The sequence below is a fragment of the Bdellovibrionales bacterium genome (assembly GCA_019750295.1).
Lineage (GTDB): Bacteria > Bdellovibrionota > Bdellovibrionia > Bdellovibrionales > JAGQZY01 > JAIEOS01.
On the sequence record JAIEOS010000059.1, the window covers coordinates 14,906 to 29,688 of the forward strand.

Genomic DNA, 14,783 nt, shown 5'->3' on the forward strand with positions numbered 1-14,783 from the left:
ATGTAGGCTTTTTATATGGCAGATTTTAATCGGCGTTTTAGTGATAATGACCCTTGTTGGCTGGTTAAAGTCGATAGTCGAATCCTCGGTCCCTATTCGTTTAACGAAATTGTTCTTAAACTTACATCCACAGAGTTTAAACCCTTTCATGAGTCTATTTCTCCGATGGACCGGTGGAGACCGTTGCAGAGTCAGGCGCTGTTTACGGCCGCCGTTGAAAAGCTTAAAAAACAAAAGAGTGAGGCCTCGGAGTTCACGTTTACCAAAACTGAGGGCAATACCAGTTTTACGCGAACTTTGGATATTACCAGTCACACACCTACTCCCATGGACCAGACCAGTACTCCCATCCACAACATAGAGACGTCTCGAAGTGTCGAGCTCGAGCGCCCTCGAGAAACGCCGGTGCCCCCGCCTCCGCCCAAAGCGTCTCACCACGAGCGTTCCAATAACCATTTGATGTTTTGGCTTTATGGGGTTGTCGTGATGATTGGTCTCAGCGCTGCGTACATGCTACTCAAGCCGCAACCCAAAAAAGAAGTTTCGGTCAGCCCAGAGCCAGCCAAGAATCAATTCTTAGTTCTTGTCGATAAAGGTCTCGAGCATAAAAAAATAGGGGAATGGTCGGAGGCTCTCAAATACTTTAAAAAAGCACAGCAGTTGAATTCTAAAGATGCGGATCTCATTTTTGAATTGGCTCCTTTGTATACCCAAGTCGAAAACCAACCCATGGCTTCGCGAAGTCTGCTCGAGAAGGTGATCGGAGGGCAGTACAAAAAAGAAAACGTGGTGCTGGCCCATACTCTGATCGGTTTAACTTACGCTTATGAAAACCAGTATAAAATGGCGAATCGATATTATGACGAAGCCCTTAAAACCGACGAGAGCTACTTCCCGGCGATTGTAAACAGCGGTTTTGCGCATCTCGCAACGGAGCAGTATTCCGATGCGGCGAGATTGTTGTCTCAAGCCACACAGCTTCAGCAGAATAATGTCATTCCTTATCTTTATCTTTTAGAAACTTACATTTTCCAGGGCATGAAAACGAAAAGTAAGGCGAGCTTTGAGAGTGCATTCACTCTCGCAGGACAGTTAGCCAATCGTTATCACGATGGTAAGCAGGAAATTCTTTTTATGCAGGCTTACGCCAGTCTTCGTTTGGGAAAAGACCTTGCGACGGTGACGCGGTATTTGCGAAACGCTCTGATGGTGGATCCTGATCAGACGCCGGACCACACTCATATCACGATGCTGGATTGGCGCGGTCTCAGCTGGAGCTTTTTTCAACCGATGTGCAATGAGTTGTCCAATGTAATGAAAAACGACGACCAGTACTTCGTGAGATTTATTTGTGCTTATAAAACCAATAATGATATTCAGGCCACGCAAATTGCCGAGGGTTGGGCGCAAAAGAGTCCGACAAACTCGATGCCTCTGGTGGCCCAAGCGCTCATTAAATATAAAATTGGAGACTTTGAAAAAGCCCGCGTTTCTCTCGATGTAGCTGCGCAGCAAGGGGCAACAGATAAGTTATTTTATCAAGTGGCGATCAAAGTTTGTAGCCGACTCAAAGACACCAAATGTTTAAGACAGTATCAAGACAAAGTTTCTTCGGTGGCACCTCTCCACGCCTATTTAGCAAAAGCGGGTGACGGTTCAGAAAAACAGAGTGTCTATGCGGGTCTTCGCGAATCTAATACTTATATCCCTCTTCTTAGGATGCAGTAATGCGAGGAATTGTTTTTATTCTTTTGAGTTTCATCTCCGCGATGGCTCAAGCGGATCGCAGTGGTGATATTCGTGTTCCTATCGAAGTTCTCGATAAAGTAAAATCAGAATATGGACTCAATAAAGAGACTCCTCTTAAAATAGTGTTCGTGGATCTTCTCGTTTCTTTTAAAGGGCCCGAGATAGATCAAACAAAAACGGTCGGTGCGTCCCAAAGGGTATTGGATCTTGCGGGAATCATCACGGCCCGGCATAAGAATTTTAAAATGATGATTGCACCTTCCGAGGACCTTCCTGGGCAAAGTCGAATGTTTTTTATAAGCCAGTACGAACCCATCACGGTCGGTAATAACATTTTCGGAATGGAATGCGGTCAATCACTGGTGTTTAACAAACGTCTTTCCGAATTTGGTGCCGAGGGGATTCCAGTTTCTAATTTTAGTTCGCACTACATTCATGTGCTCGGCGGTGATTATTTGCTGACCGTTCTCGAGGGAACCACTTTGCGCGTCGGTTATTTTAAACTGCGAGACGGTCGCCTTTTGCAGAAACTCTGCAGAGTGGGGTCCTAATGTCTTCAGATTCGACTCCAGACAAAGTCGCAAAAATTTTTATTGCCGATCTTAAAGATAAGCAGGCGGTCGCCACCCAATTCGTTGCACGAAACAAAGTTCTTTTAAAAGATAAAAAAGGCAAAGCCTATATTAGCTTGCTGTTGAGTGATTGTTCCGGAGATATGGACTCAAAAATTTGGGATAATGTCGAAGCTATAGATAGGGCTTTCGAATCGGGAGACATCGTGAGTGTGCGCGGTGTCGTGCAACTCTATCAAAACCGGATGCAATTTATTATTCACAAGTTAGAGCGATTTAGCGGCGATACGGATATGACCCAATTTTTAAAAAAATCAAACGTGGAGCCAGAGGCCATCTTCCTCGAACTCCAGAGTATAGTCGCTTCGGTCAAAGATCATCATGTCCGACAACTTTTGAGTGATACCATCACCGACGAGGAGATAAAGCCATTACTTATGATTTCACCGGCGGCGAAATCGGTTCATCACGCAAAATTGGGGGGCCTCATTGAGCACATCGTATCGATTTGCCGCCTCGCCAACGTTGTGACACCCTTATATCCTGCGGTTAATCGTGATCTCGTCCTTTTTGGTGCGGTATTTCACGACATAGGTAAAATTTGGGAATTTAAAATCGATCAAGGTGGTATTTCCTACACGGATCAGGGGCGTTTGATCGGGCATATGGCCATGGGTGTAGAATTGATCGAAAGAAAAGCATCAAAAATTCCGCAGTTTCCGAGCGCGCTGAAAGATCTTTGCAAACATATTGTACTTAGCCATCATGGCAAGTATGAATATGGCTCTCCAAAGCTCCCACAGACTCTGGAAGCTTACGTCGTATGGATGTTGGACGACATGGATAGTAAAATCGATTCGATTCAATCGGCCATGAGCATTGCGAGCCACGACGCTAATTGGTCTCAGCACTCTCAGTTGTTTGATCGTTATTTTTACCTTAAAGGGAAGCAGTGGGACTCGTAGAATTTTTAAATGTATACCGGAAGAACGATCCAGCCGCAAAATCATTGATCGAAGTGGCCTTACTTTATCCCGGCCCTAAAGCGATATTCTTTCATCGTTTGGCTCATCAACTTTACAATCTTGAACTTTATTTCTTGGCACGGCTCATTGCCGAATTCTCGCGCTGGATCACATTGATTGAGATTCATCCCGGAGCGAAAATTGGGCAACGATTATTCATCGATCATGGTTCGGGAGTCGTCATCGGAGAAACCGCAGAGATCGGTGACGACTGCATGATCTATCACGGAGTGACGTTAGGTGGAGTGAATCGCGAGGGTGGAAAGCGACATCCTACCCTTGAAAATGGTGTGTTGGTGGGAAGCGGTGCCAAGGTTCTCGGGAATATTGTTCTAAGAACGGGAAGTACCGTCGGAGCCAATTCTGTAGTCACTAAAGATGTCGATGCCGGCACCACCGTCGCGGGCGCTCCGGCACGTCCTATCGGTTAGTAATTCACTGGGCCTAGTTTGGCCACTTGTACGGCGGGATCAAAATACTTTTTGAAGAGTGTTTGCCCCAAGTGAGATGACTTGACCGTCCAGTATTTTTTATTGACGGTGAGTGCAGCGATCGCAATATGTCGGTCACCATCGGAAGCATAACCAACGAACCAATCCACACTGCCTTGAGGGTTATCTCCAGTGAGGTGACCGGTTTTCCCACCCATCTCAATCTGTTGATATTTTTTATTGCGAATTAAATTGCGGAAAGTTTTTCGAGAAGTTCCCGTCACTAAAGTTTCGCTCATCATTTCGCGAATTTTTTCGGCGGAGGCTGTGGACATCACGCTTCCACGCTCGAGTCCTTCGCCGCGGTAGACGATATTTCCGTCTTTGTCGCGAAGAGAACTCACCATATACGGAACGACCATAGCACCATCATTGATGATAGAAGCGGCGATCATAGCCCCTTGAACTGGGCTCATACGAGTGTGTTTTGTAAAGCCAGAGGCCGCCTCTGTGAGTTCGAAAGTTTTTTCCGAAGGAATCACTGCGGTCCCCGTATCCACTGGAAAATCTGTGGGAATGACTTGATTAAACATAAAGCGAGTGGAGTAGTCCTCAAGATCAGTGGGCGAAATACTCAGGCCAATTTTTCCAAAAGGAGTGTTCATGGATTTCGCAAACGCCTCACGAAGTGAAACGGTGCGCGTCCAGCGATTGATTTTGTCGAGCATGACATTTTTCTTATAAAGCGTCCAATTCCCTCCATTGAACTGAATTTTGTGACCGGGCTGTAAGCCGGCTTTGTCGATCGCCGCCGTTGCCGTTACAATTTTAAAAACCGAAGCGGCAGGGTAAGAGGCTCGTTTAATGAGATTCACGGGCTCTTGCGCATCTCTCTGAAAGCTGGAATAAACGATCACTTTTCCGGTTTCCGCGTCCATCATAAAAATCGCGCCGTAATCCGGTTTATATTGGCTCAGAAGTTTATCGGCTTGGCTTTGGAGAGCGTTATCAACCGTGTACTCTACGGTGTATTTTTCTTCGTCCTCGTGGTCCTCATTGAGATTTTTTAAAACAAGTTCCGTGGGGAACTCCATTTTCTCAAAATAAGGCGCCAAAGCTTGAGACAGTGTGGTTCGCTCATCCAGATTATTGCGGATCGTTTCCTCGGACGCTGGAGACACGATCTCTTGTGTTAAAAATGAAATCTGTAAAAGAATCATCGTAAACGCTGATGCCAACACCAGCAAAATCCATTTGTATCGACCGACCGTAGCAACCATGCTTCAACCCTAACGTAGTAAATTTCAGTTTTTACAGACTCTTAGGATAAGTCTATTTGGGTTTACGAGTCTAGGCTAGTTTTTTGACCCTGGTGTTTCAAAACGATGAAGCACAAGTGATACGGTCATGTCGCTAATGACGTTGACCACTGAACGGGCTCTCGCAAGAATCCAGTCCACAGTGAGAAGAAGGGGCAAAAGTTCCATCGGTAAACCCACGGTGGCGAGCACTAAGGAGAGTGAAATAAAACCCGCCTCTGGCACTCCGGCAACGCCCATGGCGGCGACCATACAGGACAGTACCGTCAATAGCTGCTGGGAGAGAGAAAGTTCAATTCCAATGGCTTGGGCAATAAAAATTGCAGCCATGGCTTCGTACAAAATAATGCCATCATTATTTAAATTTGTACCCACGCAGGCTCCAAGAGCCGAAGCCGATCTTGAAACCTTCAGTCGATCCAAAGCTTTTAAAGTGAGAGGTAATGTGGCGAGGCTACTATTGGTGCCGATGGAATTGATGATGGGGACTTTGGCTTCCCGCCAAAAAAGAGGAAGGGGCATTTTTACGACGAAATGAATCCAAGCTTGATAGACAATTCCCACGTGAAGCAAAAAACCCAAGAGTACAACGCCGACAAAATAAATTAAACTTTGTAACGGCGCTAGCCCGTATTCTCCTACGGATTTCGCCACCGCTGCAAAAACGGCGATCGGGGTCAACTTCACGAGCCAAGTTATGAGTCGTTCAAACAGGCTTAAGAATTCGGTGATGAGGGGCTCGAGAATTAGCGGTGTACTTTGTGAATTTCTCAGAGAGCGAAGTCCCGCGCCAATAAAAATTGCGAGCAGAATGATAGGTATAATCGAATTGTCCACAAAAGGTGCGATAAAGCTTTTGGGAAAATAGCTCATAAAAGTTTGTAAAAAATGAATTTCCCCGGCGTTTTGCATTTGAGACTGCGTAGTATCAATGGTCAGCGCCAATTGCTTTAATACGGATCCAACGTCAAATAGGTGTGATAGGAAAAGCCCTAAGCTCACTGCGAGTGCCGCATTGAGGAGAGCAATGCAGACCATTTTTATTCCGTCTCTCATCTGCACATGAGTTTTTACGACAGCGCCAAGAATCGCAAAAAACAACAGCGGGGCGGCAGTCATCTTGATAATATTAATGATCAATTGGCTCAGTTCTCCTAGAGGCTTAGCCTCGGGGCCCAGATAAAGTCCGGTGATGAGGCCCAAGCCTAGAGCGATAAGAATTTGTAATGTGAATGAGATTTTCATGGACTCGCCCCCGCGTCAGTTTCTATCATTATCCTTCAGCCCAAGGAGAAGCAACCAAATAACTCCATTGATTTTGGTGAGTTTTTATATATTTTAAGGGAATGTCCAAATTCTATAATCCCAAGAGAGCTCGCAACGTTTTTGATCCCACCTCCGATAAACCTTACAAGATCAGCCGCAGTAAAGTGGATTTGTTTTTGAACTGCCCCCGGTGTTTTTATAATGATCGACGTTTAGGTATCGGTCAGCCTCCGGGCTTCCCATTCAATTTGAACTCTGCCGTGGATACTTTATTAAAAAATGAGTTTGATAGTTATCGCGAATGTAAAATGCCACATCCACTCATGATCGCTCACAAAATCGATGGTGTGCCGTATGCTCACGAAGAGCTCGAGGCGTGGCGCGACTCGCTTCGCCGAGGGATTCAGTACCACGACGAGAATAGCAATCTGATCTTTACCGGCGGAGTGGACGACATCTGGATTAATTCTCAAAAAGAACTCATCATCGTCGATTACAAAGCGACATCTAAAACTGAACCGGTGTCGCTCGATGCCGAATGGCAAATTGAATATAAAAGACAGATGGCATTTTACGCGTGGCTCTTTAAAAAAAATGGCTTTAAGGTCGCTGCCACGGGATATTTTGTCTACTGTAACGGCAAAACAGATCGCAAACGATTTGATTCGCGATTAGATTTTGATATTTCGGTATTACCCTATGACATCGACTATTCTTGGGTGGAGCCTCTGATTCCAGAAATCAAAGAATGTCTAAACTCCAATTTACCTCCACGATCAGGAACGGACTGCGATATGTGTGCCTATTACGAGGCCAGGGCCGAATCTGAACGACAGCAGATGACTTTATTTTAGCTGGTATAGACTAACGAAGGCTTGAGCGTTACCAAGAAGACTGTTCTCGAAAGATTTACGTTTTAAGAGGTGCAAAGAGCTCTTTAAATTCTTGCGAGCTTCATCAAATACAATTTGCTCCTCGGCAAGATGGTGAACCACCACGGCGAACCCACCAAGTCTAAGGACCCTTTGAAAACTGTCAATCCACTGTGTGGCACTTGCAAATCTTACCGGCAATCCCCACTTTAAAGCTGGGTAGTTCGACACAAATGGAAAAAAACTAAAAACGAGATCCGCATTTCCGCTCCAATCGAAAAAGTCGGCGGCGATGTAACGGGCTTGGTCCTTCTCTAAGGAAATATAATAGTGAGCACGATCCCAACGGGAGTGGAAGTCATTTAAGATCGGGTAGGCATCGATTTCGATTCCCGTAATCGTTGGATCTGAACTTTTACTTCGCAAGAAGGCTCGGAGGGAAGGGAGTCGAATAAAGTCTTGGCAGCCGGCATCGACAACGTCTTTGATCGATTCAAGTGTGATTTCGTCTAAAATTATTTCGAGCCAACTGAGGGTTTGCGCGTTTTTGTGAAGGGCATAGGTGGAGAGCGAAGACTGATGCCGAACGAGATACTTATCTAATAGTCTTTGAACCTCGGGCGCGGGCGCAGCTAAAGTCTTCTCTTTGTACCCGTTTCTTTGAAATTTGAGCCGCGATCGTAATTTCCATAGCCAAAAGTTGGCATGAGAGTGAAGTGATTGTCGAAAGTCAGGAGGAGGGTGTAGCACGCATTATTAATAACTCGATAATTTGCCCAAGTCCATAACCGATACCGTAATCCAGAATCACTCCATCTCCATATCGTGTCGTCCCCATTTTATAAGAAACCGTTCTTGGAAAGCGAGGATTGTGGGGATCGAGGTAGGTCAGTGTTTGATGGGCGATATCGATGTCTAGGATAACAATGGTGTGTCTCTCCAATCCAAAGTTAACAACGACCAAATGGACTGCGTTTTTTTCTGGGAGTATTTCGTGTTCGCGAATTTGAAATTGCCGATGGGTGGCGTTGAGCTTTAGACCGGTATTACCTTGGGCAATGTTTTTATTGATAACCCCTGCGATGAGGTCGAGATTGCTTCCAAAACGCCCGTCATGATTATAAAAATCTAAAGCCAAGCGCAAGAGTCCCTTTACTTTTTGCGCAGCCCCTTCGTTGACAAATCCCTGGGTGGGAAATCCGTGATGGGCATGAAGTCCATGGATGGCATAGAGCGCCGAGACGTAGGAACACAAGCCTCCATTTTCCACAAGAAGACCTTCTCGCCGAAGCAATGGGTGCTCCTGATGTATCAACTGATCGTTAAGAGCGAGATCCGTCAGACGTGCGGAGGCGCTGGTGAATAGGCTATTCCGCCGGTCGAAGATCGTGGCTGGTTTTCTCCATAAATCATAGCAAGCCCTTAGTGCATCGGCCTGAGCCAATGGCGCGTAGACAGCAGAGATGATCAAAAGGATTAGAAATCGCATTTCTTTTCTTTCCAATGTGGTTTTTCAAGGGGGTAAGCCCTTTCTAGTGCAAGTTGGTGCACCTCTCAAGCGCTAGTTGGATATTGGTTTGAAAACTCGTCTGTAAATAATGCACGGGAGGTCGCAGCCTTTAACAATTTCGTCGCACTCGCCTAGACTGGGAGTCCTGGAGGGTTAACGTATGATTCAATTTTTATTGATTTCGATTTTGGGGTTATTGAGTTTAAATGTGGTTTTGGCGGATACAGTGGAATTTAGAATTCCCATGGGTACGGGAGACAAATCTTGGAACTCCCCGGAGAAGCCGGTAGAGGCCCGTTTGGGAGACATTTTGCGAATCATTAATGAGGATTCCGTGGATCACCAATTACATATCACTGCCGGAGCTCCCTGTGCCCATGGAGATAACATGAAGCCCGGAGAATCTTGGGAGTGTGTGATAAAGAAAGCTTATAATTTCCAAACCGATTTCAAGATGTACGATCACCATCGCGGAGAATCCGCACGTTTCTACTTCAGAACTATTGATTAGATTTGGTTTGAGCCGGGGCGCGAAGGGTTTTATCAAAGTCCATCAGCGCCGCGGTGGCTTCGTCCACCGACTGCTCTGGCATCGGCACCCGACTGATAAAACCAACAGCGTCACGCTCATAAATTTCTCTTAGAGATTTTTGATCTAAATTTTTATGGTCAATAAGATCAAAAGCAGCGGGAATAATGAGCATGCCTAAGAGCAATAACGTCAAACGGGGTACTACTTTCCTATCGATGATAGAACCAAAAAACACGTATTGCACGAGAAGAGCACCAAGAATCAAAAACGAATGGCAAAGGATCTTAAACACAAGACCTGTCGTCGACGAAACCGTAAACGGTAAAAGCACATATTTTTCAAAGTGCACAATTAGAAACCAAATGATGAGAACAAAGTAGATCCTTTTAAACGAGCTTCCACGCTTTGCCAGCCATCCCGGCAGAGTAAGAAGTCCGGCCAGAACTAGCATAACTAAAAGGAAGATCGTAAGGTGAATTAACGTATCTATTGCTGCGAGTACTGGAGATCTCTGCTCAAAAGTCACTTGGAATAGAGTCGCAAACAGTGTTCCTGCCATAAAGTACAAAGTGAGAAAGCTTTTATAGCTTAGATCCATAAAAGGAAGGAGAAAGTGATCGAGATCGACCTCCCTAAAAAATTGATAACGTTTGTAGTTGTGCTCCATAAGCGTAAACGCTTGGGGTTGCCGAACTAAAATATCGTCTCTCGTTGTAGGAGGAATCGGTACCCGAGTTTTCTCTTCGATTTCGAGGTCTTGAACAGGAACAGAGAAGAACAGAAAGATTTCGGTCCCAATTCGGATATTGGCAAGGTCGTCGATCTCAAAAGATTCGACTTTTTTGCGTCCGACAAACGAGCCGTTGGTGCTATTTAAATCTTCGAATAGGAATTTTTCTCCGACCTTGCTCAAGCGACAATGCGAATTCGAAACGAAAGCATTCTCAATGATGATATCCGCCGGAGCCTTTCGGCCGATGATCAAAGGAAATTGGCTGGCCTCTCTTTTAAAGAGCACAACTCCTTCTTTATTTTTTATTTCAATCCTAATTTTTTTTGTCTTCATAGATACTATTCCAAAAATAATTTAAGATTGAGGCTGTTTTTTCCATACTCATGGATTGAATTGTGGTGTTAAAAGAAATCCTTCGTTGCTTGCTATCCATCACATCTGTTTTTACAAATGTAACATATAGGCCGGGGAAGTTGGGGATTGGGCGACTACACAATCGCGCGATTATGTGGGTATCATTTTTGTTTCTAATGTGGTGAAAATTACAGTACATTTTGGATCCCAGAGTCGAGGCGTTCGGTGATTGCGACGAGGGTCTTCTATCGACGAAGCCGCGAAGCTCTCTTTCGATCTCTGCGGATTTTTTTTCAAACGAGTATGCATTTTCATTTTTGGCGATGGAAGAGACTATATTGAGATAAGCCTCAGTTGAGAACGAAAATGCGCGAAGATTTTTTCCTAAGTAGGAAACACTATCGTTCTTGCAGGCGAGATAAGTCGCTTTTTCTTTCCCACGAACACTTTTTTCGCAATGGATGCCACTTACTGGAAAAGAGAAGTTCAGGTGTTCAATTTTGAACTCTGGATGAGTTTGTGTAGGATTTCGCTGATAAAACTTTTCGTAGGAGTTGATGTTGTATAGAATTTGTTCGATCAATGGAACTTTAGAGATATAGAATTTGTCGGAACCCTTCTTGAGCCCATTATTAAGCATGGAGTGAATATGGGAGAGATTGGTAAGCGTGGAAAGGGTCGTGTTGGTGGTGGAGTCCTTCTCTAAAGTTCGATTGACGCCAACGACTTCACCTTTGTCATTAAAACAAGGACCGCCCTCCATTCCTGGCGCGAGAGCCAGTGTCGCTTGGCTCACTTTGGAGTAGCCAATATGCACTGTGCCTACAAAGCTTCCGATCATGATGTTGAGTTTTTGATCGATCGGGAAACCCATTGAGTAAATAATTTCGCCGGAGGCGGAGAGCGCTAAGTTAGAAATTTTAAGTTGACTCGGAAATTGGACTCCCTGAGAAGTCTTTAGTAACGCGAGGTCCGTCACGATATCCACATAGATGATATCAACGGGTATTTCTGAATTGAGATAGCTGATTGAGACATTGTATTTGGAAGCGTTTGTGACTTTATCAGCAACTAGTCGATAGGACGTCATCAAAATCCCATCATTTCCGTTGACTACAAAAGCCGTTCCCTGACTCTTCCGATCTGTACTCTTTTGACCGCGAACTAAAATTCGAGTGACAAGATTTTTATATTTTTCATATAAAACATCGGCCTCAATTTTTTCGACACTCGCGGTGTTTTCCAAAAGGGTTGGCAACTCCTCCGCCGGAGAAAGAGAGACGGTAAAACTAAATATAAAAAAAAGAATCCACGGCACGATAACGTATCGTAATTTTTGGCAGTTTTCTAAAACATTAGTCGCCGCTGGACGTACTTTTAAAACTTTGGTCGGGGCTTACTTTTTAAGTCGCCATTCCCGGTCGGTAATCAATCGCGCTCCGCGCTTAGAAAACAAATAAGACCACGCCCATTGCGCCATTACGGCCACGCGATTCTTAAAGCCGATGAGGTAAAAAACATGAACAAACAACCAAGCGAGCCAGGCCAATCGTCCAGAGAGTTTTAATTTTCCCGAAATTAAAACCGCTCTATTCTTACCGATGGTCGCCATTTGACCTTTGTCATTGTACTTAAATTCCGGTCTGTCTTTTTGGCCACGAAGATCCGCTTTGATGAGTTGAGCTGCGTGTCGACCTTGCTGTATGGCCACAGGAGCTAAACCGGGGAGAGTTTTCCCGGGTGCGATGTCAAAAGCGGCCATGTCTCCAGTGACAAAAACATTTTTAAATTCGGAAACAGTGAGGTCTTTATTGACTAAGATACGCCCAGCCCGATCCATCTCGAGCGGAGGATGAATATTTAATTGTGTCGCCTGCACACCCGCCGCCCAGAACACGCATTGAGAGGCAATAAAGGTGTCGCCAATTTGCACGCCCTCCGCGGTGATATTATTCACTCGAGAGGAGGTTCGAACATCCACTCCCAGTTCTTTTAAATCTTTTTCGGCCTTTGCAGAAAGATCCTCAGAAAAAGACGACAAAATTCGATCGCCCGCTTCTACAAGAATAATATTCGCTTGAGAAGGATCGACGCGTTTAAAGTCGTTGATGAGAACTGTGCGACTGATATCGGCGATAGCTCCAGCCAGTTCAACGCCGGTCGGGCCTCCACCCACAACCACAAAATTTAACAGCGGTTTTTGTTTTTCGGGGTCTAATTCATTTTCCGCATTCTCAAACGTCGATAAAATTCGGCGACGAATCTCTGTGGCTTGTTCTAATGTTTTGAGTCCAGGAGCAAAGCTTTCCCATTCGGGATGGGCAAAATAGCTGTGCTGAGCTCCGCAGGCGATGATCAAATAATCATAGGCCAGTTCCCACTGATCGATTTTAGAACTGATTTTCCGATTCTTTAAATCGACGTCGGTGACCTTCGCCCAATGAACTTCGACATTTTTAATATGAGCAAACTGACTCCGTATAGGCACCGCAATGTCTGCGGCGTTGAGGCCCGCCGTTGCCACTTGATACAAAAGAGGCTGAAACAGATGATGATTTCTCTGATCGACGAGAATGACGTAGGTGTCTGAATTTCGACTTAAGGTTTTTGCCGCGTTAAGACCGGCAAACCCACCCCCGATGATGACGACTATTTTTTTATCACGATGTTGGGTGGGATGAGCAATAAGCATGAGTGAGATGTATAGGAGCCTGAGTCCACGAGCAAGAGGAGAAATGCCCCGATATTTCTTGGGAGAATTGCCTTACAACTATGGTCTTGATTGCGTCTTCACCTCTTTAAATTGATCTTATCGAACTTCTGCTCATTGCGTTGGCAAAAAATCTTTAAGTGAAGTTGGACTTCGTTTTGCAATTGCAGAAACGAGTAAAGTTTAAGAAACGCGCTTGAGGAGGCACAATGACAGCGAACACGATTTATAACTGGGTAAGTACGAGCATGAAACTGATTTCCATCGGGTTTATTGTTCTACTCATTTCTGCAATGGCAAATGCACAAACAGATGCCGGTAACAAAAGTGTAGGGACTTTTCCAAAACCTACCGATGCCCAAGGCATTGAAGAGTGGAAACCCCACGTTGGTATTATCGCAGGGTTCGCTGATCCTGAGGGTCGTTTTCAATCGGCAGCAGAATATGGTTTAGATGTAGGATTCCAACCCTACATTCCTTTCGGATTGGGTATGGAGCTCTCATCGTCGTCCAACGAAATTGAAGATGCGGGAACGAGCGAGGATCTTACTCGTACAAAGTTATTGATGAAGGGGACTTACAACTTCGGTGGTAATATTGTCCTTCTCAGAGATAGCTTTGTGGGACTAGGTGCTGGCCCAATCTTCGAATCCTTTCTTGGTGATGACAATATTTATCTAGGTGTCATGCCTGTCGTCGGATTCGATATCCCACTTCAGGAAAAAGCCCGAGAGTATCTCTCTCTTGGTTTAAACGCCAAATACCTGATTAGCAGTGGCGGTGGACCTGATACATTCTCTATGAATGGTATCGTTAAATACTGGTTCTAATTCACCACTCTCGGCAACACTCTCATGTTGATGCCTCCCTCACCGGGGAGGCATTTTTTTTATAATTTATAGGTGTCCGTGCTTTTGAGTGCTAAAAAGCCTTCGTCCTTTAATGAGTAATTCGTAACGTGAATTTCTGATGGATGTGTTTCGATCAGATGAAACTCATTCACTCCTCCTCTTAGGCGATTGGAGATCGCACTCCCAGCAGCCAGATGAAGAGTTTTATGTTCGCTACGCTCAATGTGTTCGACGGTGGTACGATGATAGTGACCGCTAAGTACAAGATGAGGTTGAAGTTCGAACAGCTCGTCGGCTAATTTTTTCGGGCGAAGTTTGGTATGTTTTTGTCCCCGCGACAGCGGATGGTGGGTGATTATAATTTTAAGAGCTTGGGGCGAGGCTTCCTTAAAAATTTTTTGAGCTCGCAATATGTCTTTTTGTGAAATGTGTCCCTCGACAGTCCGCCAGCGAGTGACCGTATTAAGTCCAACGATGGCGACACTGTTGTCGCTAAACTCCGAGAGAGTGCGAGGCTTAATAAACTCTCGATACCGCGAAAAAGGATTAGCCATCCGTATTAAGGCGTCATACAACGGAATATCATGATTCCCGGGCACGGACACAATTGGCGTTTGAATGCGATCGATAAAGTCGGCCGCTTCTTTAAATTGGGATCTTCGGGCTCGCTGCGTCCAATCTCCACTGACGATAATGAGATCGAGCTTTTTCTCTAGACTCTTCAAAAAGCGCTCCAGGGCCGCTAGGGCGGGCGGATGGGTTTTGCCAAAATGAAGGTCAGAGAGATGCAGTATCGTCTTCATGAATCATATATGGAGAATCTTTTGATTATCGTCAATGAAAACACCCAAAGATCGGT

General features: G+C 45.1%; 15 protein-coding genes. 7 read left to right on the top strand and 8 right to left on the bottom strand.

Annotated features, from left to right (window positions below; all coding sequences use genetic code 11):
• Nucleotides 1–15 precede the first annotated feature (15 nt).
• The 4 genes from K2Q26_10705 to cysE are packed head-to-tail and all read left to right on the top strand — an operon-like array spanning nucleotide 16 to nucleotide 3,777.
• Nucleotides 16–1,728: a tetratricopeptide repeat protein gene (locus K2Q26_10705; protein MBY0315982.1), complete on the top strand. Its 1,713-nt coding sequence runs from the start codon at nucleotides 16–18 to the stop codon at nucleotides 1,726–1,728.
• Entirely contained in the window at nucleotides 1,728–2,300 is a 573-nt protein-coding gene (locus K2Q26_10710) for a hypothetical protein (GenBank protein MBY0315983.1), read from the top strand. Before K2Q26_10705 ends, K2Q26_10710 begins: the two co-directional genes overlap by 1 nt.
• Nucleotides 2,300–3,286: an HD domain-containing protein gene (locus tag K2Q26_10715; protein MBY0315984.1), complete on the top strand. Its 987-nt coding sequence runs from the start codon at nucleotides 2,300–2,302 to the stop codon at nucleotides 3,284–3,286. The genes K2Q26_10710 and K2Q26_10715 overlap by 1 nt, the downstream gene beginning before the upstream one ends.
• A complete protein-coding gene (cysE, locus tag K2Q26_10720; GenBank protein MBY0315985.1) occupies nucleotides 3,274–3,777 on the top strand; it encodes a serine O-acetyltransferase in 504 nt (167 codons plus the stop codon). Before K2Q26_10715 ends, cysE begins: the two co-directional genes overlap by 13 nt.
• On the opposite strand, the gene K2Q26_10725 is transcribed toward cysE, so the two are convergent.
• Together K2Q26_10725 and K2Q26_10730 are read right to left on the bottom strand one after the other, a co-directional pair.
• Nucleotides 3,774–5,057 carry a penicillin-binding protein gene (locus K2Q26_10725; protein MBY0315986.1) on the bottom strand — a complete coding sequence of 428 codons (1,284 nt, stop codon included), beginning with the start codon at nucleotides 5,055–5,057 and terminating at the stop codon, nucleotides 3,774–3,776. The genes cysE and K2Q26_10725 overlap by 4 nt on opposite strands.
• 75 nt (nucleotides 5,058–5,132) lie before the next feature.
• Complete coding sequence (locus K2Q26_10730; protein MBY0315987.1) at nucleotides 5,133–6,341, bottom strand: dicarboxylate/amino acid:cation symporter; 1,209 nt, start codon at nucleotides 6,339–6,341, stop codon at nucleotides 5,133–5,135.
• Nucleotides 6,342–6,442: 101 nt separating this feature from the next.
• Between K2Q26_10730 and K2Q26_10735 the strand changes: the two genes are divergently transcribed.
• Complete coding sequence (locus tag K2Q26_10735) at nucleotides 6,443–7,216, top strand: PD-(D/E)XK nuclease family protein (GenBank protein MBY0315988.1); 774 nt, start codon at nucleotides 6,443–6,445, stop codon at nucleotides 7,214–7,216.
• Here the strand turns inward: K2Q26_10735 and K2Q26_10740 are convergent.
• A complete protein-coding gene (locus K2Q26_10740) occupies nucleotides 7,208–7,984 on the bottom strand; it encodes a hypothetical protein (protein MBY0315989.1) in 777 nt (258 codons plus the stop codon). The two genes, K2Q26_10735 and K2Q26_10740, sit on opposite strands and share 9 nt — an antisense overlap.
• Nucleotides 7,965–8,723, bottom strand: coding sequence for a hypothetical protein (locus K2Q26_10745; GenBank protein ID MBY0315990.1), 759 nt, complete (start codon nucleotides 8,721–8,723; stop codon nucleotides 7,965–7,967). The genes K2Q26_10740 and K2Q26_10745 overlap by 20 nt, the downstream gene beginning before the upstream one ends.
• 181 nt (nucleotides 8,724–8,904) lie before the next feature.
• On the opposite strand from K2Q26_10745, the gene K2Q26_10750 reads away from it, so the two are divergent.
• Nucleotides 8,905–9,255 (top strand): hypothetical protein, encoded by a 351-nt coding sequence (locus tag K2Q26_10750; GenBank protein MBY0315991.1) that lies wholly within the window; start codon nucleotides 8,905–8,907, stop codon nucleotides 9,253–9,255.
• Here the strand turns inward: K2Q26_10750 and K2Q26_10755 are convergent.
• The 3 genes from K2Q26_10755 to K2Q26_10765 form a co-directional block, all read right to left on the bottom strand.
• Nucleotides 9,245–10,294 carry an FHA domain-containing protein gene (locus tag K2Q26_10755; GenBank protein MBY0315992.1) on the bottom strand — a complete coding sequence of 350 codons (1,050 nt, stop codon included), beginning with the start codon at nucleotides 10,292–10,294 and terminating at the stop codon, nucleotides 9,245–9,247. The two genes, K2Q26_10750 and K2Q26_10755, sit on opposite strands and share 11 nt — an antisense overlap.
• Nucleotides 10,295–10,322: 28 nt before the next feature.
• Nucleotides 10,323–11,681 (bottom strand): serine protease, encoded by a 1,359-nt coding sequence (locus K2Q26_10760; protein ID MBY0315993.1) that lies wholly within the window; start codon nucleotides 11,679–11,681, stop codon nucleotides 10,323–10,325.
• Between the two features lie 78 nt (nucleotides 11,682–11,759).
• Nucleotides 11,760–13,055: an NAD(P)/FAD-dependent oxidoreductase gene (locus K2Q26_10765; GenBank protein MBY0315994.1), complete on the bottom strand. Its 1,296-nt coding sequence runs from the start codon at nucleotides 13,053–13,055 to the stop codon at nucleotides 11,760–11,762.
• Nucleotides 13,056–13,282: 227 nt separating this feature from the next.
• Here K2Q26_10765 and K2Q26_10770 point away from each other — a divergent pair, with 227 nt between their 5' ends.
• Entirely contained in the window at nucleotides 13,283–13,903 is a 621-nt protein-coding gene (locus K2Q26_10770; protein MBY0315995.1) for a hypothetical protein, read from the top strand.
• 59 nt (nucleotides 13,904–13,962) lie between these two features.
• Here the strand turns inward: K2Q26_10770 and K2Q26_10775 are convergent, their stop codons facing one another.
• Nucleotides 13,963–14,727, bottom strand: a complete 765-nt coding sequence (locus K2Q26_10775; GenBank protein ID MBY0315996.1) for a metallophosphoesterase — start codon at nucleotides 14,725–14,727, stop codon at nucleotides 13,963–13,965.
• Between the last annotated feature and the right edge of the window lie 56 nt (nucleotides 14,728–14,783).

Coding starts and splice junctions, on each gene's coding strand:
- K2Q26_10735 (MBY0315988.1), top strand. CDS start 6,443: ATGTCCAAATTCTATAATCCCAAGAGAGCTCGCAACGTTTTTGATCCC.
- K2Q26_10710 (MBY0315983.1), top strand. CDS start 1,728: ATGCGAGGAATTGTTTTTATTCTTTTGAGTTTCATCTCCGCGATGGCT.
- K2Q26_10715 (MBY0315984.1), top strand. CDS start 2,300: ATGTCTTCAGATTCGACTCCAGACAAAGTCGCAAAAATTTTTATTGCC.
- K2Q26_10705 (MBY0315982.1), top strand. CDS start 16: ATGGCAGATTTTAATCGGCGTTTTAGTGATAATGACCCTTGTTGGCTG.
- K2Q26_10765 (MBY0315994.1), bottom strand. CDS start 13,055: ATGCTTATTGCTCATCCCACCCAACATCGTGATAAAAAAATAGTCGTC.
- K2Q26_10775 (MBY0315996.1), bottom strand. CDS start 14,727: ATGAAGACGATACTGCATCTCTCTGACCTTCATTTTGGCAAAACCCAT.
- K2Q26_10770 (MBY0315995.1), top strand. CDS start 13,283: ATGACAGCGAACACGATTTATAACTGGGTAAGTACGAGCATGAAACTG.
- K2Q26_10730 (MBY0315987.1), bottom strand. CDS start 6,341: ATGAAAATCTCATTCACATTACAAATTCTTATCGCTCTAGGCTTGGGC.
- K2Q26_10750 (MBY0315991.1), top strand. CDS start 8,905: ATGATTCAATTTTTATTGATTTCGATTTTGGGGTTATTGAGTTTAAAT.
- K2Q26_10725 (MBY0315986.1), bottom strand. CDS start 5,057: ATGGTTGCTACGGTCGGTCGATACAAATGGATTTTGCTGGTGTTGGCA.
- K2Q26_10745 (MBY0315990.1), bottom strand. CDS start 8,723: ATGCGATTTCTAATCCTTTTGATCATCTCTGCTGTCTACGCGCCATTG.